Annotated in this window: 26 protein-coding genes and 1 riboswitch; of the genes, 6 read left to right on the plus strand and 20 right to left on the minus strand. The window is 47.4% G+C overall.

Features of this window, described 5'->3' with window-relative positions:
- Positions 1-48 precede the first annotated feature (48 nt).
- Together J2736_RS26535 and J2736_RS26540 are read right to left on the minus strand one after the other, a co-directional pair.
- Positions 49-855, minus strand: coding sequence for a TrmH family RNA methyltransferase (locus J2736_RS26535; protein WP_310501605.1), 807 nt, complete (start codon positions 853-855; stop codon positions 49-51).
- Positions 856-863: 8 nt separating this feature from the next.
- Positions 864-1523 (minus strand): potassium channel family protein, encoded by a 660-nt coding sequence (locus J2736_RS26540; RefSeq protein ID WP_310501606.1) that lies wholly within the window; start codon positions 1521-1523, stop codon positions 864-866.
- Between the two features lie 176 nt (positions 1524-1699).
- Here J2736_RS26540 and sspI point away from each other — a divergent pair, with 176 nt between their 5' ends.
- On the plus strand, positions 1700-1903 hold the full coding sequence (sspI, locus tag J2736_RS26545; protein ID WP_310501607.1) for a small acid-soluble spore protein SspI: 204 nt from the start codon (positions 1700-1702) through the stop codon (positions 1901-1903).
- Positions 1904-2046: 143 nt separating this feature from the next.
- Here sspI and J2736_RS26550 read toward each other — a convergent pair whose 3' ends face one another.
- The 4 genes from J2736_RS26550 to J2736_RS26565 all read right to left on the minus strand — a co-directional run bounded on the left by J2736_RS26550 (position 2047) and on the right by J2736_RS26565 (position 6370).
- Positions 2047-3144 (minus strand): Gfo/Idh/MocA family protein, encoded by a 1098-nt coding sequence (locus J2736_RS26550; protein ID WP_310501608.1) that lies wholly within the window; start codon positions 3142-3144, stop codon positions 2047-2049.
- A gap of 22 nt (positions 3145-3166) precedes the next feature.
- Positions 3167-3799 (minus strand): ThuA domain-containing protein, encoded by a 633-nt coding sequence (locus J2736_RS26555; RefSeq protein ID WP_310501609.1) that lies wholly within the window; start codon positions 3797-3799, stop codon positions 3167-3169.
- A 21-nt stretch (positions 3800-3820) separates the two neighbouring features.
- On the minus strand, positions 3821-4984 hold the full coding sequence (locus J2736_RS26560) for a Gfo/Idh/MocA family protein (RefSeq protein ID WP_310501610.1): 1164 nt from the start codon (positions 4982-4984) through the stop codon (positions 3821-3823).
- Between the two features lie 348 nt (positions 4985-5332).
- On the minus strand, positions 5333-6370 hold the full coding sequence (locus tag J2736_RS26565) for a LacI family DNA-binding transcriptional regulator (protein WP_310501611.1): 1038 nt from the start codon (positions 6368-6370) through the stop codon (positions 5333-5335).
- 271 nt (positions 6371-6641) lie between these two features.
- Here J2736_RS26565 and J2736_RS26570 point away from each other — a divergent pair, with 271 nt between their 5' ends.
- Entirely contained in the window at positions 6642-8006 is a 1365-nt protein-coding gene (locus J2736_RS26570) for a putative bifunctional diguanylate cyclase/phosphodiesterase (protein ID WP_310501612.1), read from the plus strand.
- Here the strand turns inward: J2736_RS26570 and J2736_RS26575 are convergent.
- The 4 genes from J2736_RS26575 to zwf all read right to left on the minus strand — a co-directional run bounded on the left by J2736_RS26575 (position 8001) and on the right by zwf (position 13333).
- Complete coding sequence (locus tag J2736_RS26575) at positions 8001-8801, minus strand: YheC/YheD family protein (protein ID WP_310501613.1); 801 nt, start codon at positions 8799-8801, stop codon at positions 8001-8003. The two genes, J2736_RS26570 and J2736_RS26575, sit on opposite strands and share 6 nt — an antisense overlap.
- Before the next feature lie 120 nt (positions 8802-8921).
- On the minus strand, positions 8922-10505 hold the full coding sequence (locus J2736_RS26580) for a peptide chain release factor 3 (protein ID WP_310501614.1): 1584 nt from the start codon (positions 10503-10505) through the stop codon (positions 8922-8924).
- 46 nt (positions 10506-10551) lie between these two features.
- The gene (locus J2736_RS26585; protein WP_310501615.1) at positions 10552-11625 is read right to left on the minus strand and encodes a metallophosphoesterase family protein; all 1074 of its coding nucleotides are present in this window, start codon (positions 11623-11625) and stop codon (positions 10552-10554) included.
- Positions 11626-11797: 172 nt separating this feature from the next.
- Positions 11798-13333: a glucose-6-phosphate dehydrogenase gene (gene zwf / locus J2736_RS26590; protein WP_310501616.1), complete on the minus strand. Its 1536-nt coding sequence runs from the start codon at positions 13331-13333 to the stop codon at positions 11798-11800.
- A 191-nt stretch (positions 13334-13524) separates the two neighbouring features.
- Here zwf and J2736_RS26595 point away from each other — a divergent pair, with 191 nt between their 5' ends.
- Complete coding sequence (locus J2736_RS26595; RefSeq protein ID WP_310501617.1) at positions 13525-13884, plus strand: hypothetical protein; 360 nt, start codon at positions 13525-13527, stop codon at positions 13882-13884.
- A 45-nt stretch (positions 13885-13929) separates the two neighbouring features.
- Here J2736_RS26595 and J2736_RS26600 read toward each other — a convergent pair whose 3' ends face one another.
- A complete protein-coding gene (locus J2736_RS26600; RefSeq protein ID WP_310501618.1) occupies positions 13930-14376 on the minus strand; it encodes a GNAT family N-acetyltransferase in 447 nt (148 codons plus the stop codon).
- Positions 14377-14506: 130 nt separating this feature from the next.
- Between J2736_RS26600 and J2736_RS26605 the strand changes: the two genes are divergently transcribed.
- Positions 14507-15220, plus strand: a complete 714-nt coding sequence (locus J2736_RS26605) for a hypothetical protein (RefSeq protein ID WP_310501619.1) — start codon at positions 14507-14509, stop codon at positions 15218-15220.
- A gap of 88 nt (positions 15221-15308) precedes the next feature.
- Here the strand turns inward: J2736_RS26605 and lepB are convergent, their stop codons facing one another.
- The 7 genes from lepB to J2736_RS26640 all read right to left on the minus strand — a co-directional run bounded on the left by lepB (position 15309) and on the right by J2736_RS26640 (position 19414).
- Positions 15309-15839, minus strand: coding sequence for a signal peptidase I (gene lepB / locus J2736_RS26610; protein ID WP_310501647.1), 531 nt, complete (start codon positions 15837-15839; stop codon positions 15309-15311).
- Positions 15840-15874: 35 nt separating this feature from the next.
- Positions 15875-16522 (minus strand): response regulator transcription factor, encoded by a 648-nt coding sequence (locus J2736_RS26615; RefSeq protein ID WP_310501620.1) that lies wholly within the window; start codon positions 16520-16522, stop codon positions 15875-15877.
- 26 nt (positions 16523-16548) lie between these two features.
- Complete coding sequence (locus J2736_RS26620) at positions 16549-17616, minus strand: sensor histidine kinase (RefSeq protein WP_310501621.1); 1068 nt, start codon at positions 17614-17616, stop codon at positions 16549-16551.
- A 25-nt stretch (positions 17617-17641) separates the two neighbouring features.
- Positions 17642-18304 carry a cell wall-active antibiotics response protein LiaF gene (gene liaF / locus J2736_RS26625; RefSeq protein ID WP_310501622.1) on the minus strand — a complete coding sequence of 221 codons (663 nt, stop codon included), beginning with the start codon at positions 18302-18304 and terminating at the stop codon, positions 17642-17644.
- A complete protein-coding gene (locus J2736_RS26630) occupies positions 18289-18429 on the minus strand; it encodes a hypothetical protein (RefSeq protein WP_310501623.1) in 141 nt (46 codons plus the stop codon). Before J2736_RS26630 ends, liaF begins: the two co-directional genes overlap by 16 nt.
- A gap of 15 nt (positions 18430-18444) precedes the next feature.
- On the minus strand, positions 18445-18585 hold the full coding sequence (locus tag J2736_RS26635) for a hypothetical protein (RefSeq protein WP_310501624.1): 141 nt from the start codon (positions 18583-18585) through the stop codon (positions 18445-18447).
- 166 nt (positions 18586-18751) lie between these two features.
- Positions 18752-19414, minus strand: coding sequence for a PspA/IM30 family protein (locus tag J2736_RS26640; protein ID WP_310501625.1), 663 nt, complete (start codon positions 19412-19414; stop codon positions 18752-18754).
- Between the two features lie 175 nt (positions 19415-19589).
- Positions 19590-19742, plus strand: a riboswitch (cyclic di-AMP (ydaO/yuaA leader).
- A gap of 4 nt (positions 19743-19746) precedes the next feature.
- Between J2736_RS26640 and J2736_RS26645 the strand changes: the two genes are divergently transcribed.
- Complete coding sequence (locus J2736_RS26645; RefSeq protein ID WP_310501626.1) at positions 19747-20538, plus strand: stalk domain-containing protein; 792 nt, start codon at positions 19747-19749, stop codon at positions 20536-20538.
- 160 nt (positions 20539-20698) lie between these two features.
- Complete coding sequence (locus J2736_RS26650) at positions 20699-20800, plus strand: sporulation protein YjcZ (protein ID WP_310501627.1); 102 nt, start codon at positions 20699-20701, stop codon at positions 20798-20800.
- Between the two features lie 111 nt (positions 20801-20911).
- On the opposite strand, the gene J2736_RS26655 is transcribed toward J2736_RS26650, so the two are convergent.
- Together J2736_RS26655 and moaA are read right to left on the minus strand one after the other, a co-directional pair.
- Positions 20912-22180: a molybdopterin molybdotransferase MoeA gene (locus tag J2736_RS26655; protein ID WP_310501628.1), complete on the minus strand. Its 1269-nt coding sequence runs from the start codon at positions 22178-22180 to the stop codon at positions 20912-20914.
- 30 nt (positions 22181-22210) lie between these two features.
- Positions 22211-23215 carry a GTP 3',8-cyclase MoaA gene (gene moaA / locus J2736_RS26660; RefSeq protein ID WP_310501629.1) on the minus strand — a complete coding sequence of 335 codons (1005 nt, stop codon included), beginning with the start codon at positions 23213-23215 and terminating at the stop codon, positions 22211-22213.

Here is a 23215-nt window from a genome sequence, read left to right on the forward strand (position 1 = left end):
ACGGTGACAAATTAAATTACAACTCACATCACACACATGAACCATCCTTTACGACTTCAACATCCGCTGCCGCGCCGCCTCAAACAACAAAACCGTCGCCGCCATCGCAACGTTCAACGATTCCGCTTTGCCCTGCATCGGAATAATAACCTTCACGTCCGACTGCGCAGCAACTTCCTCCGACACGCCCTTGGCCTCGTTGCCAAGGATCAGCCACGTCGGCTGCCGCAGGTCCGTGTCGTAGCACGAGCCCTGCGCCTGCAGGCTCGTCGTCACGAGCTGCACGCCGCGCTCACGCGCCTGCGGCAGCAGCTCCGCCAAATCTGCCTCCACAATCGGCAGATGATAAATCGATCCCATCGTCGAGCGGATCGTCTTGGGATTGTACAAGTCGACCGTGCCGCGGCCGAGGACAACTGCTTTGGCCCCGACGGCATCCGCGCTGCGGATGATCGTGCCGAGGTTGCCCGGGTCCTGGACACCGTCCAGCACCACAACCAGATCGTGCTCGCCAGCAAGCAGCTCGTCCATGCCCAGCAGCGGCCGCGCCACGATGGCAACGACCCCCTGCGGGGTCTGCGCGTCCGAGCACTTGGCCAACACTGCCGCGCTCACGCCGATCCATTCAACGGCACGGTCGCCAGCCAATGTGACAAGCTCTACAGGGCTTCCTTTTTCCACTAGAAATAGGATAATCTCCACCTGCGCCCCACCCTTCAAAGCTTCCTCAATTAAATGATAACCCTCAATAATATACTTGCCCTGCTTATCTCTACCACGCCGCTCTAAGAGCTGAGCCCAATCTTTGACTCTGGCATTCTGAACGGACATGATTTCGATATATGTATTTGTCATAAATGTACCTACTCTGCAAAAGTGACTTCAAAGTTTTGAAGACTCGAATTTTTACCCACAATAACTAAAATATCATCTTCTTTAATCGGTGCCTCTGCACTCGGCGGAATGATCATCTGCTCGTTATGTTTAACCGCAATCACGTTACAGCCATATTTGGCACGCACGTCGAGTTCACGCAGACTTTTGCCAACCATATCTTTGGATGCTTTCATTTCCACAATACTGTAATCGGCAGAGAGCTCTATATAATCGATAATGTTCGATGAAATCATATGATGTGCAACGCGTTGCCCCATATCTCGTTCTGGATAGACGATTTTATCTGCGCCAATCTTTTTGAGCACCTTGCCATGAAGGTCGTTAACTGCCTTGACGATCGTTGTAGCTATACCCATTTCTTTCAGAATTAATGTAGTCAGAATGCTCGCTTGAATATCTTCCCCAATGGCCACGACCACAACGTCAAAATTCCGAATCCCCAACGCCCGCATAGCTTCCTCATCTGTAGAATCTGCTTGAACGGCGTGTGTCACATAGGCGGAAACATCCTGAACCGTTTCTTCATCCTGATCGATTGCGAGAACCTCAAAGCCTAGTTGTGATAACGTCTTAGCGATAGCTGAACCAAATCTTCCCATCCCAATAATCGCAAATTGTTTTCTCACCGGTCACTTTCCTCCATATTCCCAAGAATATATCCCTTACAGTATATCATACATGAACACATTGCTCACTTCACGTGACATGCCCAGCAACATGCATTGGCGAAGTGTGGGAAGGATGAAGCCATCTTCAACTGCACATATTAATAGCGAGAATGAAATGGAAGCGAGGTCCTTGAATGAATATTACCTTAAGACAAGCCATTCACCAGCGAGTTCAGAACAAAACACCGGAAGAACTGAAGGAAGTTATCGAAGATTCCATCGGTGGAGAAGAAAAGGTTTTACCTGGACTAGGTGTACTTTTCGAAATTATATGGCAGCATACCGAAGCAAGCACACAGGACACACTAGTAGAAACTTTGAAGGCACATCTTCCTTAACACGACTATGTTCCTTACACGGACCATCGCATGTTTCAATAAAGCTGGGGGATGCTGCGGCATTCCTTTGCTTGTTTTTCACTTGTAAATTAAAAAATCCCCCTCGCTAATACGAGGAGGATCACTCAGGACCTTCAACTAAACTAAAGAACCGTATACGGATTCATCGCCGCCGGCTTCTCACAGCTGCTGCGCATCACATAATGTTGGCCCGAATCAGAAGCATCATGGAACCCATGCATCGCTTCAAGCACATGATAGGCAAGCTCGCCATTCGCGCGATGTGCTGAGCTATCTCCCGTAATCAGCGCCTGCGCCATTGCTGCAACCCCTAAGCCGCGGCTATTATCGATGTAGCCATGTGAGAGTGGAATGGGTTCATAATTGGATGAACCAGGTTTACGAATCAGCACTTCCCCACCGAAAATATTCGGGTTAGGCACACTCAATGAGCCATGGCTGCCGTAGATTTCGATGTGTGGCAGTTGCGTACCGGCCATAATATCAAAACTGGTCACGAGTGTTGCGATTGCACCGTTATGGAAATCGATGACCCCAGCAACATGAGTAGGTGTTTCCACTTTTATTCGTTGCCCACGCTTCTTCTCACTCGAGATCGTCCTCTCCGGAAAGCTAACTGCCGTTGAACCTGTTACACGGCGAATCGGCCCAAGCAAAGCCACCAACGCTGTTAAGTAGTAAGGCCCCATGTCGAACATCGGCCCGCCGCCTTTGGCATAGTAAAACTCTGGGTCTGGATGCCAGTGCTCATGCCCTTTGCCCATCATGAACGCTGTAGCGGCAATCGGTTTACCAATCCAGCCATCTTCAATCAGCTTGATCGCTGTTTGAATCCCGCCGCCAAGGAAAGTATCAGGCGCACTGCCAATCAGAAGTCCTTTGCGTTGAGCTACTTCAAGAATTTGCAATCCTTCTTCGCGAGTAACCGCCAGCGGCTTCTCAACATAAGCGTGTTTGCCCGCTTCTAGGATTTGTATACATACCTGAGCGTGTACAGCTGGGATCGTTAAGTTGATCACAATATCCACATTCGGATCATTCAATAATTGCTCTACGGTATAAGCGTGAGGAATGGCAAACTCTTCAGCCCGCGCATGCGCTTTGCTCACATCAATATCAGCACAAGCGATTAATTCCAAATGGGCAAAAGTAGGGATATTTTTCATATAAGCCGCGCTTATATTTCCACAACCTATGATACCAACCTTCATCTTGTTCATCGTTTTATTTCCCCCTATTTGATTATCGTGTCGCCCATAGCAACCCGCGTCTCATTAATTCCAGCGTTTCGGGCATGCGTACAATGTTAGCTTGATGCCCCAGTGAATTGTAATAGACTTTGCCTGCCCCGAACGTTTTCGTCCAAACGACCGGCATCTCCACATCATCAAAATCTGTCACTGCGTGAACTTTAATGGCTGGATCTACATGCATGTAATATTTCTCGGAGACAACGACAAAATCACCAATACCCGCAGTCAGTGGCTGCTCACTGTCTTTCATACGAACCGTATACGTAACGCCATCATTACCAGGATGCGCCACCCATTGGCCGCCAATCATATACTGGTAATTCACTTCATTTCGAAAAGAATCCGCCATTCCGCCATGACAGCCTGCAATGCCTGTTCCGCCTACCTGAACCGCGTTAATTAAAGGCGTTAGCTGCTCTTTTTCAATTTTGCCCATGGTCCACACAGGAACAATAAGATCGATACTCGCTAGGCGCTCCTCATCACGGAAGCTGTCCAACGTATCTGAGACTTCTACGCCGTACCCCTCTTCACGCAATACCCCTGCAAAAATCCCTGCTACCTCTTCGGGTTGATGACCATCCCAGCCACCCCATACAATCAATGCTTGTTTCTGACTCATCGCAACCGCTCCTCTCCCTATCTATACTTCGCTAATACTCACCCATCGGCGCTGAGCAATCGATTGATCCACGGCTTCCAACACCTCTTGGCATTTCACACCATCCACGAAATTCGGAACCGGCTGCCGGTCTTCAGAAAGCGCTGTCATCAACTCTACAACTTCATGTACAAAAGTATGTTCATACCCAATCGTATGTCCGGCTGGCCACCAAGCATCCATATACGCATGCGCGGCATCTGTTGCAAGAACACGTCTGAAGCCCTGAACATCCTCATCATCACTTGTAAAATACACCTGTAACTCATTCAATCGCTCGAAATCGAATTTTACGCTGCCTTTACTGCCATTAATTTCAAAAGAGTTCGTACACCGGTGCCCGGGAGCAAATCTCGTTGCCTCGAAGCTGCCTAAAGCGCCATTCGCGAAGCGAGCCATGAATAATGTCGCATCATCTACCGTCACAGGACCATGCGGCGCATCTTTGCTGCCTTTGGCACTAAGCCCCGTCATCGATGTCGGCAATGGACGCTCTTTCACGAACGTTTCACTCATCCCGATTACCTCGGTCATATCGCCTACGAGGAAGTGCGCAAGATCGATGAGATGCGCGCCTAGATCGCCATGTGATCCTGATCCCGCTATCTCCTTCTGCAAACGCCATACCAAAGGGAACGTCGGATCGACGATCCAATCCTGCAGGAACCACGCGCGGAAGTGATAGATCTGGCCGAGACGGCCGCTCTCCACGAGCTTCTTCGCCAGTTGTACCGCAGGTGCAAAACGATAGTTGAAGCCGACCATGTGCTTCACCCCAGCCTCTTCAGCCGCTTCGAGCATCTCCCTTGCATCCGCAAGGGTCAGTGCCAGCGGCTTCTCGCAGAACAGATGCTTGCCGGCCTTCGCCGCCGCCAAGGCAATCTCCTTGTGCGCATCGCTTGGCGCATTGATATCGACGATGTCGATCTCAGGGTTCGTCACCAGCTCGCGCCAATCTGTCACGTACCCGTCCCAGCCGAATTGCTCCGTCGCCTGACGAACACCGCTTTCATCGCGACCACAGATGAGCTTCATCTTGGGAATCGCCGTCTGTGGAAAGAACATCGGTAAATCTTTATAAGCATGACTATGTGCTTTTCCCATAAATTTATAGCCAATCATCCCAACATTGAACGTTTTCTTCATCGGATTCACGCCTCCCAAGTGTGTTTACTATCTAGTGCCTTGCCACTCGCAATCGCTTCCAATCTTCACTCTTTACTCTTTACCCTTTGCTCTGCACCCTACACTCAGCACTCCTCACCAACTCAACGCCTACCCGTCGACCACCAAATAACTGGAAAACATACATCTATTTCTGCCAGTAACCAACTGATTTTTCAATCTAACTGGAAAACATACAGTTAATAATTCGCTTTCTACTCCTTTATAAGCAAATCCACGAAATTAACTGTATAAAATCCATCTAAACCTCCAAATAAGCCAATTCCAACCTAATTACCTACAGGAAATCCAGTTATTTCTGCCAACACCCTAACTACCAACTCTCCATACCCCAGACTTCGAAGACTGCCTAATCTTCACTTCCGTCGGCAGCTTAACCTGCAGCTGAGCCTCGCCCGCTCCCCCGACAGTCGCAAGCACTGCACGTGCCGCCTGCTTGCCCATCTCAAAAAAGGGCACTTTAATGCTGCTGAGCGGCGGATCACTTAGCTTGGCAGCATCGGAGTCATCGCACCCGATGACGGCAAAATCTCGCCCTGCGATCCAGCCGCGTTCACGAAGTCCTTGCAGCAAGCCAATCGCCATGCGATCATTAGCTGCAAATATGGCTTCTACCTGATCTCGGTTCTCCCATATCTGTGCCGCAGCCTCATAGCCACTAGTACGGCTGTAGTTCCCCTCAAACTGCAGCGAAAGGTCTATCGGTAAGCCCGCTTCCAGCGTTGCCTTTTGATACCCATGAAGTCTGTCCATCGAATTGGAATACTGGGGAGAACCGTTGAGAAAGGCAATCTTTCGATAGCCTTCATCCAACAAATGGCGTACCGCCTGATAGCTCCCCTCCACATGATCCGCATCAACTTCAAGGAAGGATAATCCTTCGAATCGTTGATTAACTAAGCAAAACGGAAGTCCCTGCTCCTGCAATTGCAGTAATGAACTTCGCTGAGCTTCGGTATCTCTCGCCCCAAGGATGACGCAAGCATCCACCTTCTGCGAACGATATAACCGGCCATAATCCAAGTCGTCATCCGGTGCTAGCAGGGACAGCAACATGTCATAGCCTTGCTCCCGAACCTGCTCCCCGATCCCGCTTAATATTTCTGCAAAATAATAGGCCGAAAACAGATGCACCTTTGGCATATACGGAAGTACCACGCCTAGATTGCCACTTCTTCTGCGAGCGAAGCTTTGCGCAATCGCATTCGGATGGTAGCCCAGTACTTTTGCCGCTTCTAGCACACGTTCTTTAGTTGCAGGCTTCATCGGACCGAGTCCATTGAACACGCGAGATACGGTCGCCTCTGATACTTTGGCTAACTCGGCAACCTCTTTTCTCGTTACCATGTTGATTGGCTCCCTTCCGCTCATTTACATGTAAAATGTACACGCGTACATTCTCTCATCATAGGTTGTTTCTGTCAATATAAAATCCAATATTTTCTTCCATTCCGCTTTTCCGCATTTTTCGACATTTTCATTAAATTTTCATAAAGAAATACGAAAAAAAAGTCCATTTATTGTCATAAAAGCAAACTCTTAATATTGTGAAAATCCTCTTAGAGCCTTATGATAAAGGGTATTGGGACAACTATGAGATGGGAATGAGTGATAGCAAATGAAAGCAATCTGGCGCCATCTTCAGTTTACTGCGACTTCAACGATCGATGCTCTCAAAAGCAGATCACAAATCACTCGACTTCACACTCGCGGACAGCTCCTCGCCCAATTAGAGCATGCTGTTCGAAAGTATTATAACTCCTCCAATTCACATGTTCGTGCATGTCTTGTTTTCGATATTGATCGTTTCCGGCAAGTTAATACCTCACTTGGATACGATTGCGGGGACCATCTATTACAAGAATTAGGCCGCAGATTAAAAGCCTTAGATCAGATCGATCTTGTCGTACGATCTGGCGATGATGAATACACGCTCCTTCTTCGGGCACAGACAGAGAAACAACTTGAAACTGCCCTGCATCGCGTTCAACAGATTTTTGAATCCCCCTTTACCTACCAGGGTCAGGACTGCTTTCTTCGTGCAAGCTTCGGTCTGAATGACCTTACGATAACACCTGATAATGTAGCGCAAGTCTTCCTCCAAGCTGAGCAAGCGCTCCTCATGGCCAAACAAACAGGTAAGAATAAATTAATTACTTTCCAGGCTATGCCTTTACTACCACGGTTCACAAGTCAGATTCACATGGAGACCGACCTCCGCAAAGCGATCACAGAGAATCAACTTTGTTTATACTACCAACCTCGCCTTGAGCTGTCTACAGGGCACATTAGCTGCCTTGAAGCCTTGGTGCGTTGGAATCATCCCCTATACGGCATGATTGCTCCAGCTGATTTCATCCCGATTGCGGAAGAATCCGGTCTTATTATACAGCTAGGAGAATGGGTGTTACGGGAAGCTTGCCTTCAGAAAGCACGATGGCTAGCCCAAGATAAGCTCGATTATCAAGTCGCCGTCAACATTTCCCCCTGCCAGTTTCAAGATGAAAGCTTCGCGGACAAAGCCATTCGCATCATTGAACAAACAGGTATTCATCCTTCTTACCTAGAGTTCGAAATTACTGAAAGCTCTATTATGCAAAATATGGACAAAACCATCGCTGTCCTTGATAAGCTCTGTGCCAAAGGAATCTCCATCTCCATCGATGACTTTGGCATTGGATACTCGTCCCTCAATTACTTAAAGGAATTTCCGATTCATTGCCTCAAAATTGACCGTTCCTTCGTGAAAAACATTCAAAGCAATTCCAATGATTTAGCGATTACGAATGCCATCATTCACCTCGGCCATGCGCTCAATATCCAAGTCGTCGCCGAAGGGGTTGAAGATGTGGGGCAGCTTGATATTCTCAAAGAAACGACCTGCACAACGATTCAAGGCTTCTTGCTTAGTCCCCCTGTTTCCGCTTATGAGATTGAACAAACCTTTCATATGTATGACAACAGACCGGTTATGATTTCATAACCGGCCGTAAGCTTTGGCATATCTTCTGATTTTGGCATAAATGCGCTTATCGGTAAGTCTCCGAAAAATGTAGGGATCCGGGCTCGTATTCACTTCTAGAATCCAGGGATTCAGTTCCTTGTCTACGGCAATATCGACACCTACTTCTTTTACCCCTCTATACCTTGCATTGATCGCTTTGGCCACCATGACGCCCATGACATGCAGCTGTTTCACATACTTGTTCCGTTCTGTTGGAGCCAAATATCTCATCAATAAGGTATCTACCGATTTCAGTGTACCCCCGTTATGAAAGTTCGTCACAATCTTTGTTGGATGTGCCACACGGCCAATCACCCCTGTTGTCTCCCAAGTACGAGCTGGTGTTTGCTGTACCATCACTCGGAGATCAAAGCGGTTCCCTTTATGAGTCAACAAATGAATGCCCTTCTGTACTAAATAATGCCGTTTCCTCGTCAACTTGTGGAGTGATGTAAACATGTCGTCAAAGCTTTTGAACCTTTTACGTGTAACCCCCGACTGGTAGGAATAGGCTAAATCTGCGTCATCCCCTGCTAACTCAATTCGAATAACACCGTTTCCACACATCCCTATATTGGGTTTAATATAGACCATTTTATATTTATTCAGCATGTGTTCTAAGCTTGTTTTTGTCATTCGCATCGTGCTGGGTACATACTTACGAAGTGATTCAACCGACTCGACGGCCTTGGTTTTTCCGATTTTGCTGCTAACATATCTCGCTCTACTTAAAGGTAACACTTTCTTTGGACTCCTATTTATACGCTTCTTCATACCTAGCCTCCAGCTTAGAATTCACCCCATCCTAGTGTATGAAGGCAAGCGAGCATTGGCGACAAAAAGACAAGAAGAGACTCCCCCTGAAATCATCAGGAAGAGCCTCTTCTTTATTTATTAGGGCGCACTCGTTAAGAACTGTGCGCTTGGATTTTTGTCAATGGAAGAGCGAAGCGCGTATTCACTTTCGAACAAGCCTACGAAATTCCCTTTCTTATCTTTTACCAATTGGGAATTAATGCGGAATTTAGCTGGATCGATTCTATCATCGATAATCCAACGTGCGAATTGATAATTCTGACGTTGCAAAAGAATATCCACACCATACTCGGATTTCATTCGATGCTCCAGTACTTCAAATTGAAGTTGGCCTACGACGCCAAGAATCATGTCCTCGAAACCAATCGTCGTGAAGACTTGGATCATCCCTTCTTCCGTCAACTGATCGATCCCTTTCAGGAACTGCTTTTGTTTCAAAGCATTCTTGATCGACACCTTGCTGAATAGCTCTGGTGAGAACGTTGGCAGTTCATCGAAAACGACCTCTTCGCCTTCGCTCAAGGAATCACCAATGCGGAAAATACCTGGATCGAACAGACCAATGATATCGCCCGGGAACGCTTCTTCCACGATATCACGATCTTGTGCTAGGAATTGCTGCGGCTGTGCCAGCTTGATATCCTTCCCTAGCCTTACATGCTTAACGGACATCCCGCGTTCGAACTTACCGGAAACGATACGCAAGAAAGCTACGCGATCACGGTGGGCAGGGTTCATGTTCGCTTGAATTTTGAATACATAGCCCGAGAATTTCTCTCTTGTAGGTTCAATCACCCCAGCAGTACTTGTGCGCGGCTCTGGCTGAGGTGCAAGCTGTAAGAAGTTCTCTAGAAACGTTTGGACACCGAAGTTGTTAACCGCACTTCCGAAGAATACAGGAGTAAGTTCACCCTTCATGACCTTTTCCATATCAAAAGGATCACCCGCGACATCGAGCAGCTCGATATCACCGCACAATTGCTTGTGTAGGAAATCACCTGCGATTTGCTTCACTAATGGATCTTCTACGCCATCTACCTTGCGGACTTCGATCTCTCTATGGTCATCGCCTTGATATAGTTCCAATTGCGATTTTCCGCGGTCATATACGCCACAGAATTGCTTACCTGAACCAATTGGCCAGTTCATCGGATAAGAACGAATGCCGAGCACCTCTTCAAGCTCTTCTAACAACTCGAACGGATCACGGCCTTCACGGTCCAATTTATTGACGAAGGTGAAAATGGGAATCCCACGCATACGACATACTTGGAACAACTTCTTCGTTTGGGTCTCGACCCCTTTGGCAACGTCAATCAACATGACCGCGCTATCGGCGGCAGTCAACGTACGATAGGTGTCCTCACTGAAATCTTGGTGACCAGGCGTATCCAGAATGTTGACGCGGTGACCTTCGTAGTCGAATTGCATCACACTTGACGTTACGGAGATACCACGCTGCTTCTCAATTTCCATCCAGTCTGATGTAGCATGCTTACTTGCTTTACGTCCTTTAACCGTTCCTGCTAAACGAATAGCGCCCCCGAATAGGAGCAATTTCTCTGTTAATGTGGTTTTCCCCGCATCCGGGTGAGAAATAATCGCGAACGTCCGTCTTTTTGCGACTTCCGTTTCGAGAATTTTGGTGAGTTGCGTTTTCATGTGTTCGTTTATTCCCTTCTTCTTTTACATATAGACTACATCGGAATCAAGCGTGTGCTTTTTCCAAAGGAACGCTCCAGTTCGCTTCATCAATGAACTTACGAGTACTGAATTCCCTGCCGCGTACAACCACTTTATCCGCAAATACTTGCACATAAATGCCTTGTGCTTTATCCTGTGCCGTCTGTTGGTACGCACGATTCAGCGTTCTCCCCACAGAAGCGTTGTGAAAATAATGGAACGTTTCTTGAATATAGTGCGGTGTCCCATTCTGGAAATCCTGATGGCGATGCCCGCAGAAGACGAATACATTTTTGTAAGGCTTCAACGTTTCTCGGAACTGAATGGCCCGAATGAGTTGGTGCGTAGCACCATCGGTGCCAACAGGCGGCAGTGGTTGATGGGTCATCACAAACAGAGGTCTTCCTGGTTTATATAAATTGCCCATTCTGCCCTTGAACCAAGCCATTTGTTCATCGGAGTACCAGGCACCTTCACCCACTTCGGGCTTTTCTTGCACGTAAGCTTCCTGTGAGAGCAATAAGATAGAGTGTCCGTTAGCGGTAAAATCATTATAAATGGACGTATAGCCCATAAACTTTTTGAACTGCTCTCTACTTATAGTATCGCTCTTACCATTCGGGACTTTGTCTTGATCCCAGCTATTCGCTTTATTAATCCAAATCGTGTAATAATCATGATTTCCCATATTTCCATGAATGGGAGGAAGCTTATAATCATTCATGATTGCGCGCAATGCCTTGTAGTCAACTTCCGTTCCTGTATCGGTCAAATCGCCGGTCAGCATAATGGCATCGACAGGCCCATCGAAATGAGTGACATCGTCTAACGCCAGCCTAAGCTTCTTATTGGGAAGAGAATCACCGGACGTCACGTGAAGATCACTTAAGATAAAAAAGGACATTAACGGCCCAAGAGGCAGAGGTTCCTCTGAGGGTTCTGGACTAGCCTGCGGAGGCTCCGCAGTTGCCACGGGAGCGGCAGCAGCCTGCTCTTCGGGAATGAATTTTTTCTTGACCAGCAGACTAAACCAAGCACTTAATCCTACTAAAACAGCCCCAATGGCGAGCAGCCATCGCACAAACGCTCTTCGTGACATCAATGCACCTCTAGTGTATAAAATGAAAAAATGGCCATATACACTAGTATACCACAAATTGTGTCATATACGTCGTCCAGACTAGGCGACATCACGGGATTTCTTACTATGCTTGGACCAACACGCAAAAAACCAACAGGCCGTAATCGCCTGTTGGATGAGCTACCCTATTTTAAGCTAATACGGTTGTTTTTTGAACAGTTTCCCAATCGACTTCCCCTTCATTCTGACCGTTAATCGGCCACCACTTGAAGCCATCATCACTCAAGAGCTTCGCCGCTTCTTCAGGTCCCCACGAGCCAGCAGGATAGTGCTTAAGGTCCTCTGTCTGTTCGCTCCATGCAGCTGCAATGCGATCCACATAGGACCATGCAAGTGCAACTTCATCCCAACGTGTGAAATAGGTAGAATCTCCGCGAGTTGCATCATAGAGCAAGCGCTCGTAAGCTTCTGGCGTATTGATGCCGATTTGACAGCTTTGGCAGAAGTCCATCGCAACAGGTACGATCACACCTTCTGAGCCTGGCTGCTTCGCATTCATTTTCAAGTAGATGCCTTCCATCGGATTCACTCGGAATACAAGTAGGTTAGGCGCCATCTCATGCTTCTTAGCCAGGTAGACATTGTTCGGAATGTTCTTGAATTCTACAACAACCTCTGTCGTTTTGACCGGCAATCTTTTACCCGTACGAATATAGAATGGCACACCCGCCCAGCGGAAATTATCCACGTGAACACGCGCAGCAAAATAAGTTTCCGTCGTCGATTGTGGATTGACAGAATCCTCTTCACGATATGCCGTGAGTGCTTTACCTTTGGCAGAACCGCCGGCATATTGACCGCGAATTACGTTCGCACGTACATCGTCACCATCTTCGAACAGACGAAGAGAGCGAAGCACCTTCACCTTCTCATCCCGAATATCCTCCGGATGCAGGCGGCTAGGCGGTTCCATCGCCATCATCATCAGCATTTGCAGCATGTGATTTTGTCCCATATCGCGAAGAGCTCCAGAGTGGTCGTAATAACCACCGCGCTCTTCTACACCAACCGTCTCACTTAGCGTGATCTGGATGTTCGCTATGTATTTATTGTTCCAAAGCGGCTCGAAGAAAGCATTCGCGAAGCGAACGAACTCGATGTTTTGGACCATTTCTTTTCCTAGGTAATGATCGATACGATAAATGTCCTTCTCTTCAAACACTTGACGAAGCTGACCATTCAAACGCTCTGCCGAAGGCAAATCGTAGCCGAACGGTTTCTCAATCACTAAGCGATGCCAGCCCTCTGTTTGGAGCAAACCGCCTTCGCTTAAATTATAAGAAACATTGCCGAACAATTCTGGTGCAAGTGCCAAATAGAACAAACGATTGCCGCCTGTTTGGTACTTCTCGTCCAACTTCGCTGTCAGATCATTCAGTTCATGGAATCCTGCAACATTGTTAATGTCCAGGGACATGTATTCGAAACGCCCAGCGAACTTCTCCCACTCAGCAGCATCCGTATTTTTGTAACGAGCGAATTCTTGAATTGAATTTTTTACATCATCACGGAATTGCTCATTCGTCCGCGGTCTGCGAGCCAAACCGACTACCGCAAAATTATCGCCAAGTTTGCCTTCCCGATAAAGGCTATAAAAGGCTGGAAACAACTTTCTTTTCGCTAAATCTCCCGTTGCTCCGAAAATATAAAACACAGCTCCACTCATCTATGCATCATTCTTTCTCTATTAGGATTAGTTAATATGCTTAGCATACCTAAAATTGTCAAGCTATTCAACTTATCTAGTCACTTTAACTCATAACATTTTCTTATGAGAAACTAGACATTCGTCTATACCGTTGTAAACCGCATGGCATAGGCTAACAGTACATACCAATACGGAGGTGTCTTCTAGTCATGCAACCCTTTCACCCAATCACCGAGAAAAGCTGCAGAAACCTGATCGGAAAGACTGTTCTTATTTACTTATCGAATGGCTCAGAGATATATGGGATCGTAAGTCGCGTTGAGAAAAACAAACTCATCTTAAATGATGAGCAACCAGCGAAAGTCAAATCCGCACTCAAAACCAGCAAGCCAACCCTTACGAAAAAGGCAAAAAAGAAACAAGTCCAACCCGATACACCCGCTCCGTTGACCAATGAGGATCAACTCTCATCTTTCGGACTTATTCGGTTTGGCGGACCTCCTCAAACCAGACCTACTGGCCCAGTAGATATTCAAATCGACTATATTGCCGCGATGTTTAGTGAATGACGGAAATCAAGGCTGTGGATGCTAAGCTCATCTACAGCCACTTTCTCACCGTTGCATCCTTTTCGTCATGCGATAGCAGCTGAGTTCGGGTACATAAGAATCAATCTCATATCCTCTTTTGCTATAAAATTGAATCGCTTTCGGGTTACTGTCATCTACAAAAAGTTCAAGCATTTGGCAGCGTTCACTACGTCCATAGTCTTCCGCCGCCTTCATAAGAGTATGCCCAATCCCCTTCCCTTGCTCTCGCGGGTCAACAGCCAGCATATCAATAAAAAGCTTGCTCGATTTGCGAATCACAGATATGAACCCGTAGGGCCGTTTGTACCCTTTTGCGATGACGAAAGTTTTATTGCTATTCAATCGCTTACGAATCTCAGAAAAGGTCACTGAATTGCCTGACTGATACATTCTGGAAAAAGGAACTAACTGTTCAACAACTAAGCGATATATAGCAGCATCGTCAATGGTAGCCAAACGTTTGCGTATCACATAGCACCGCCTCCACAAGAAGCAATAATGCTATCTTATGTTGGTGATGCTTTAATTGACCCCCCAAGTACCAATTTACCCCAGTCTACGCAAATGATATACTAAACGTATGTGAAATGAGGTGATCTAGATGATCAATGCTTATCCATCCGTTATGGCGGTGAACAGGTATCAGACTCATAAGGATTATTACCGTGTTGGAGCCGTAAGCGGAGTTGCTGGAGGTAAGACGACTACCATCCGGCGTATGTTGGATTTACCGTTTGAGCAGCTGGCCTACAAACAATTCGCAAAGACAGCAGCCAAAGACGTAGCCAACTTCGTTCAAACGGCGGACAACGTGAAGAGATCAGCCCAGTCGCTCGTCCATTCAACACTAGCTCCAACGATGAACACCCATGAACTGAGTGAAGCTTCATCAGCCAACATCGCCGACAACATACAAACCTTTATTCATACCTATAATGATTTGCAAGATCAACTTGGTGACTCACCTGACTACGTAAGTCATGCCCTGCTACTAGGTCTCGAAGGAGCCGCAGGTTCTACCACACTTCATGATCTCGGGATCAGCAAGAATACCGAAGGAAAGTTAGTCCTGCAAGCTGACGTTCTCGAAGAGCAACGAAAGCAACCCATTGGCATGGATCGCCAAAACTTACTTACACTAAACAAATTTGCAAGCTCGTTAGTAAGCAATATTGACCGATTGCTGCAGCAACCGGCCGTTTCCTTGTTTCAACTTTCAGATTCACCACTTCAGCCATATGGGCAGTATCAATCGCAGCTGAGAACCTATTTGCCAGTGCCAATACGCGGCTTATTGTTAGACACGAAGATGTGATCTTTAACAACCACTAACGGCACACTAGAAGCGACAAGAGGCTGTCTCCCTCAAGTAGATAATCTACGGGGGAGACAGCCTCTTCCATTTAGAATAACTTTTTACCTAACACATGGTCAATTGGAATGAAGCCAATGACACGACTATCCATGCTATTGTTCCGATTATCCCCCATTACGAAAATATGGTCGGCAGGAACACTCCACTTTCGATTCCCATTCGCTCTCATTTCCTCGTTAATGTAAGACTCATCGAGAAGCTCACCGTTGCGGTACATCTTATTATCTCGAAGCTCCAGCTCATCACCTGGCTTACCTATCACTCGCTTAATCCATACATGCTTATCATCGCCTCGGAGAAATAGACTAATCAAAGGGCTATCCATAAGATCATTTTTAAAAGTCCGTTTCATTTCCACTCTAGAGTCTATAATGACAATGTCTTCATAGTTCGGTTCATAGCGAAACGTATGTGAAAGCTTCGAAACATACACACGTTGGCTGTCATGTAACGTCGGATCCATGGAATGTCCGCTAACGCGTGTTGATTGAAAGACAAACACACCTAGAAATACAACTAAAACAAAGGAAATCGCAATGGAACCAAACCAGCTCCACATCTGTTTGACAACATTCAAGCTTATCTCTCCTTGCCTTATTCCGCCAGTCCGTGCTTAAAGGCATAGATTGCCGCTTGTGTGCGATCTTCAACGCCTAGCTTGGACAAAACGTTAGTGACGTGGAATTTCACTGTCTTCACGCCGATAAATAAATCATCCGCTAGCTCTTGATTCGACTTGCCTTTCGCGATCAAGCGAAGTACTTCCATCTCGCGGTCCGTTAATTCTTCATGCGGCTCCGCAGCTGGCTTCGGTTGACGGAAGCGATTCATAATTTTCGATGCAACTTGTGACTCCAGAATCGACTGTCCTTTGGCCGCGGCTCTAATCGCTTGCGCGATTTCGGATGCTCGCGAGGTTTTCAATAAATAGCTGAATGCACCAGCTTCAATAACTGGATACATTTTCTCATCATCTAAGAAGCTAGTCAAGACAATGACCTTGCAATCTGGGTATAGTTGCAATAATTTCCTTGTCGTTTCAATGCCGTCCATGCCTTCCATGACGAGGTCCATCAACACGACATCAGGACGATATTCTTGCGCTAGACGAATACCATCATGACCATTGCTCGCTTCGCCTACGACCTCAATGCCATCTTCCGTCCCTAGAACAGCTGCAAGTCCAATTCTGACCATTTCATGATCGTCAACAAGTAGTACTTTGATTAAGGCGTCGTCCATTTGCTACTCCCTCTCTATGTACAGTGCTAATTCTCGATCAATTGAGCATCGCTTGCTAGAATTGGTACTCGAATCTCGATACGGGTGCCCCGTTCAGGCGCCGTAATAATATCAACCGATCCGCCAATCTCGTTCACGCGTTCCTTCATGGACACGATCCCATAGGAAGTTAACTTCTTCGCATCCAGCTCAAAGCCGACGCCGTCATCGCGAATCACTAAGCGAATGCCGTCTGAACGATGCAGCAGCTTCACTTCCAGCTTATTCGCTTTGGAATGACGCAGGGCATTCGAAAGTGCTTCTTGCACGATCCGGAACAAATGATCTTCGATTCCTTTATTTAAGCGAATTTCCTCATCCATATCCCAGCTAATCGCCATAGGTACCTTGGCAGCCAGCTCTTTTAACAACTCAACAAGTCCCTCAGACAATCGCTTGCCTTCGAGATGAATAGGGCGCAGATGGAGCAATAAGGCTCTCATTTCGGATTGCGCCACGGAGGCCATCTCCTCGATAAGATGAATCTGCCGCTTCGCCTTCTCAAAATCCTTATCCAACGTCCGGCCTACGGCTGTAGCCGTCATCGAAATAGCAAACAATTGCTGACTCACTGCATCATGCAGCTCGCGTGCCAACCGCTGGCGCTCTTCAATAACCGCGGTAAGCTTGGCTTTCTCCGTAAGCTCTGCATTGCTATTGGAAAGCCGCTGGAGTGAGGTCACTTGCTCCTCCCATCGCTTCATAATACGGCTAAGTTGTTCACCCAAGCGTCCGATTTCATCATCTTCCCCGTGTTGAAATCCTTCACGGGCAAATGTCCCTTTTTCCAATAAAATCATCGTTTCCATCATCGGTTCAAGTCTGCGTGTCACCTTCGAGCTGTTCCAATATCCGAACACCGCACCAATTACACCTAGAATCAACAGGGCCATGAACGAAAACTTGACCCCCTGCTGCCAGTTCGTAAAGGGTTCGATTAAATCTCTTGAATTCAAAAAATAAAGCATAGCACCGAAAATAGCGAAGCTAAAGAGGATGGACTCCCCCATGCTGCGCCATATCATATTCGTTAAACGTCGTTTGTAGCCGTCCACGTGGTGATCTCCGATCTCTACAAAGTTACACTACTTTGACCTTGATATCTCCTACGATATAAGAGAGCACGAGTTTCACTCGATGGTCGCAATATTGATAATTCTCCGATTGCCACACCACTTTGTTCATTACGCCTGTTTCACGTTCTTCCGCGATATGAAGCTGACCGAACATAACAGAAGCTGTTACGGAAACGCCGATATCATCAGGTACCTTAATATCAATATCCCCTACAACGCCCTGGAGGATAACTGTCGTTTCCTTTTGTTCTAGAATGGCGAGCGAGAGATCCATATACGTTTCCCCCACCAAATACCACGTCGACGTATTCCTTAGAATCCACGGTTCTCGACCAAGGCGAACACTATCGACAATCTTTTGCTTTTGTATATACGTATCATCCTTATGAGCCTGCTTAGATCGAATGAAAAATAAACCTAGTGAAATCAACACAACGGAAATGACAATTGTGAGATGATCACCAAATAAAATGACGGCACCAATCCCCATCAGCACATAACCCTTGCGTTCTTTGCGTGAACGAACACGGTGAATGCCCAGCAAAATAAGGATTACGGCCACAATGGGAAAAAAGCCTACAGTATGATCTAGAAGCAAAAAAACACCGACTGCAATCAGCACAAGCGCTGTATTTCGGCTGCGGTTATTTTTCATTTCTTCTCCCATCGATGCACCTCCTCTGGCTGCTGCTTCATGTCTTCGTTCATACGATTCTTAGCATACCATAAGAATGGACGACCTCCAAGATGCAAATCCTTATAGGGCAAGGCTTTGCCTTTCATGGAGGTCACGCGCATGGGGCCTCTTTACTGCTGCCCTAACTCGGATTTTTCGAGTTGCAGCACCCATGGGACCTCTTTCTGCTGCACTAACTCGAATTTTTCGAGTTGCAGTGCCCATGGGGCCTCTTTCTGCTGCCCTAACTCGAATTTTTCGAGTTGCAGCACCCATGGGGCCTCTTTACTGCTGCCCTAACTCGAATTTTTCGAGTTGCGGCGCCCATGGGGCCTCTTTTTTCTGCCCTAACTCGAATTTTTCGAGTTGCGGCGCCTAAGTGGCCTCTTTCTTCCGCTGTAACTTGAATTTTTCGAGTTGCGGGAGCGAGCGCCAACGCTATTTTCGGTTATGCGGATCTCGCTCATCGCGAGCGCGCTGCTCTTGCTGCCAATCGTGCTGCAGCTTGGTACGCAGCGCGCGCAGCTCATGCTGAAGGTTGCCTCCGGCTTCCTTCAGCGTTTCCTTCGACAGGCGGCCCGCCACGCGGAGCCCCTGCAGCGCTTCCCGGCCGAGCTCGCGGCCGGCGACCTCCAGCTCGCGCCATGTGTCGCGAGCTTCTTTGCTGTGCAGCCCGCTGCGCGGCTGCACATCCTCGGCTGCGTGCCCCGCACGCAGCCCGCGCAGTTCCTCTGCGAGCGCCAGGCACAAGTCCTGGCTGCTCGCGTACTGCGCGCGGTAGTGCTCAGCTGCGGCTTCCTCGCGCAGCTTCTCTTGCAGAGCCAGCCGCGCGAGATCCTCTTCGCCGGCACGCATGGCAAGCTCCGCCTGCTCGGCGCGGAGCTGGGCCATTTCTTCTGCGCGAGCAATGTTGCTGCGCAGCGCAATCGTAGCCTGAAGCGCATCTTCATAGCGCTCCTCTAACTGCACGATCGTATGGTTCCCCGCATACGCAGTACCTGGATTCGTTTTGCCTACAGTCTCTTGCCAGACGGTTTCAGCCATCTTGCCGATACGGTCAAATATATTAGTAGGATCAATTTCCTGTTTCTTATCATTCATATCAACATCGCCCCTCATCCTCAGCCTCAGCCTCATCCTTTATCATACTCCTATCGTAGCTTAATAAATGATGTTCTAAAACCGACTATTGACCGTTTTTGAACCTAGACCTAAGTCTAGTATGAGAGCGGTACAACCATATTTTGGTCGTTGTTCAGGCCTAGCGATGATGATAAAATATTTGAAGCCGAGTCTAGTGCGTAAATAAAGGCACTGGTACGGGGGACGAAATACTTGGGGTGAATATTTGCTTCGGCTTGGAGCAGACTAGGGAGAACCTTCTTCCCGAACCCGTCAACTAACCTCGAAGGCTCATGAAGGAGGATTACCAATTGAATAAGCTTACCAAAGGGTTAACTAGCCTGGCTGTTTCACTAACAGTTTTGGCAGGAGGCTTTCTTTCCCCATTTTCAGCTCAAGCAGCTGCAATGGAAGTGAAAGTGCAAGTCAACGATGACCTCATCCATTTTCCTGATGCGCAGCCATTTCTGGATGGCAACGAAATTACCCAAGTCCCGCTCCGGTTCGTAACCGAGAAGCTTGGTTATACAGTGAATTGGGAAAAAGATGGAAATCAGATTGAAGTAACTCTAAATAACGACAAACATACGATTACCTTGGTTTCAGGTCAAAAAGAAGCCAGCATTGATCAGGAAACTGTCGAATTGGATGGCCCTTCCCAGTATCAAAATGGACGGGTTTATGTACCGCTTCGCTTCCTTTCCACAGCTGCAGGTGTACCTGTCCATTGGGATGCTAGCTCTAAACTAGCTATTCTGAGTAAAGATGGCGGGCAACATGCACCGGATTATCAAGTTTTTGAGTCTACAGCTTATTCAGCAGATCCTTCTGAAAACGGTGGGTACGGCGCATTTGATTACATGGGCAATCCACTTGCAGTCGGCACAGTTGCTGTTGATCCATCCGTTATTCCACTTGGTACCAAACTTTACATCGAAGGTTATTCGTTTAATGGTCTTCCGCAAGGCGGCATGTACGTCTATGCAACCGATACCGGTGGCGCCATTAAAGGAAAACGAATGGACATCTATATCCCTGGCTCGCGAAAATCTTTGCAAAGCTTCGGCATTCAGAAAATTAAAGTGTACCAAATTCCTAATTAATTGCTTGGAAGAGCTGCTCCTTGTGAATCAAACAATGGCAGCTCTTTTTGGTAGGTGAATGTTCCCATGTAATAAGGGCATTCGTCCAATCAACAGGTATTCGCCCTACATATGTTATATAGTGTTTAACCCATATTCATTCAAAACCGGAGGGGATACTATGTCAGCTGTAGTTGGTGGAACGCCAGGATACGGAAATTCCGTAGGTGTAATTCTTGTTCTTTATGTACTGTTGGTTATCATTCTTGCTACATTCTACTAGGACTATCTTCCGTTAATTCGTTAGATTGCAAAAAAGCCCAGCCATCTGAAACTTCTATCATAGAAGCTTCAGCGGCGGGCTTTTTTTCATCTATCTATAAAAAATATAAGTTCAAAGCGTTGTATAAATCCTCACACCATCACCACGCTGATACCCTTGTCCTCCAGGAGGCAACCAAATCAAACAATCCGCATCTTTAATCGACACCATGATACTTGACTTATCAATGCCCGCAGGTTGCACCCAGATGGTTCCTGACTCGACACGTGACGTTCCCCGAATATAACGGGGATAAGCAGAAGGTTTATCATAAGTCACGTCCAGAAACGCAGTAGACGCTTTTGCCTCAGGGCATTGACTCCCTAACATTTTCTTAATAATTGGCTTTGCAAATAGCTCGAAGCCTACAAAGGATGCTCCTGGATTACCAGACAATGCGATCAGCAGCTTGCCCTTCCATAAGGCCGCACTTGTTGGCGTCCCTGGCCGCATCGCCACCTTATTGAACAATAGCTTACCATCGAATCGACCGAATAGCTCCACGACGACGTCAAAGTCGCCTACAGAGACCCCACCAGAAGTCAAAATAAGATCAACATCAGGCAGCACTGCCGCAAGCGCGGCTTCCACCTCTTCAGGATCATCCGTAAGCGCTGGCATGATCCATGCTGAACCGCCCGCTGCCTCTACTTGTGCAGCCAACATGTAGCTGTTGCTGTTACGTATTTTCCCTGGTTGCATCTCCTGTTCGACTTGTAACAGCTCTGAACCTGTCGAGAATATCGCTACCTTAGGCTTTCGGTACACCTCAACTTCCGAATAACCGAAGGTCGCCAGAATCGCAGCATCTCCTGGCCCAATTTGTGAGCCACCTGCAATCACGAACTCCCCACGTGCAACCTCACCAGCGATTGGCGTAATATTACTTGCTGCTTGCACATTTTTCTTAATCCGCACCTTGACGTCCCCAGTAGCTACAGATGCATCCTGCAAGGAATCTGTCATCTCCAGCATCACAACCGCGTCTGCGCCATCTGGCACAGGCGCTCCCGTCATGATACGAGCAGCCGTTCCCTCCCGAATCGTAAGCTGGGGCATGGTTCCGCTTGGAATCCGCTCAATGACTCGTAAGACTACCGGTGAGTCTTGCGTCGCCGTTGCAATATCCTCGGAGCGAACCGCATAACCATCCACACCGGATCGGCGAAAATGCGGAACAGCATGGTCGGCATAAATATCGTTTGCCAACCGTCTGCCAAAGGACTTGGGCAGCGAGACCGTCTCCGTCTCAGTGGGCATAACGTAGGCATATAGTTCGGCTCGCGCTTCCTCAACAGAGATTACTTTCCTGCCAAACCTTAGCTTCATTTCACTGTTCACTTGATTCCATGCCCCCTGTACCCCGTTACGCTATCCGCCGATCTGTGACATCCGGCGATTAGTTGGTGTATGCGACTGTTCTTCGTTCATCAAAGCCTGAGCCATTTCATGATTTTGTGGTTTTATATCCAGCGCACGGAAGAACAGGTCCTCCACCGCTGCATCATCCCCAATATATTTACGTACGTTAAATTCATCCGACCAATATAAGCACGGCTTGATATTGCCATCAGCCGTCAATCGCAGACGATTACAGGTTTCACAGAAGTGATCACTAATCGGGTGAATCAGGCCGAATGAACCTAACGCACCTTCTATGCGATAATTCTGTGCAGGGCCATTGCCATAAACCGCAGTGGAGGCCGTTGCTTCCCAGCCCATTTCCTTACAGCGGTCCAGAACCGTCGTAAGAGATAAATAGCGATTTTTCCAATCCTCGTCTTGATGTCCGATTGGCATATATTCGATAAATCGCACCTGAATCGGGCGTTCAATCGTCATTTGCAAGAAATCAGCAATTTCGTCGTCATTAATGCCTTTCATCAGTACCACATTCAGCTTAATCGGTGTAATACCTACACGGTACGCTTCTTCGATCGAGGCTAACACACGACGAATATCCCCACCACGGGTGATCAAAGAGAAACGGTCTGCTCTTAATGAATCTAAGCTAATATTTACACGGGTTAACCCTGCAGCTCGCAGCTTCTCAGCACGCGACGCAAAATAAATCCCATTCGTAGTCAATGCAATATCTTCAATACCGGGAATCTGAGACAGCCTCCCAATCAGCTGCTCCAGGTTTTTACGTACAAGAGGCTCTCCGCCAGTTAATCGTAATTTACGAACACCAAGTCCAGCTAATACACGAACAATTTCTGTTATTTCATCAAAAGTTAACAGCTTCTCATCCGGTTCAAATTCCATTCCTTCTTCCGGCATACAATAGACGCAACGCAAATTACATCGATCTGTCACTGAGATGCGCAGGTAATCATGCATGCGCCCAAAACGATCCAATAGTAGTTTTGGCAT

The sequence above is a fragment of the Paenibacillus qinlingensis genome, from assembly GCF_031455095.1.
In the GTDB taxonomy this organism is placed as follows: Bacteria; Bacillota; Bacilli; order Paenibacillales; family NBRC-103111; genus Paenibacillus_E; species Paenibacillus_E qinlingensis_A.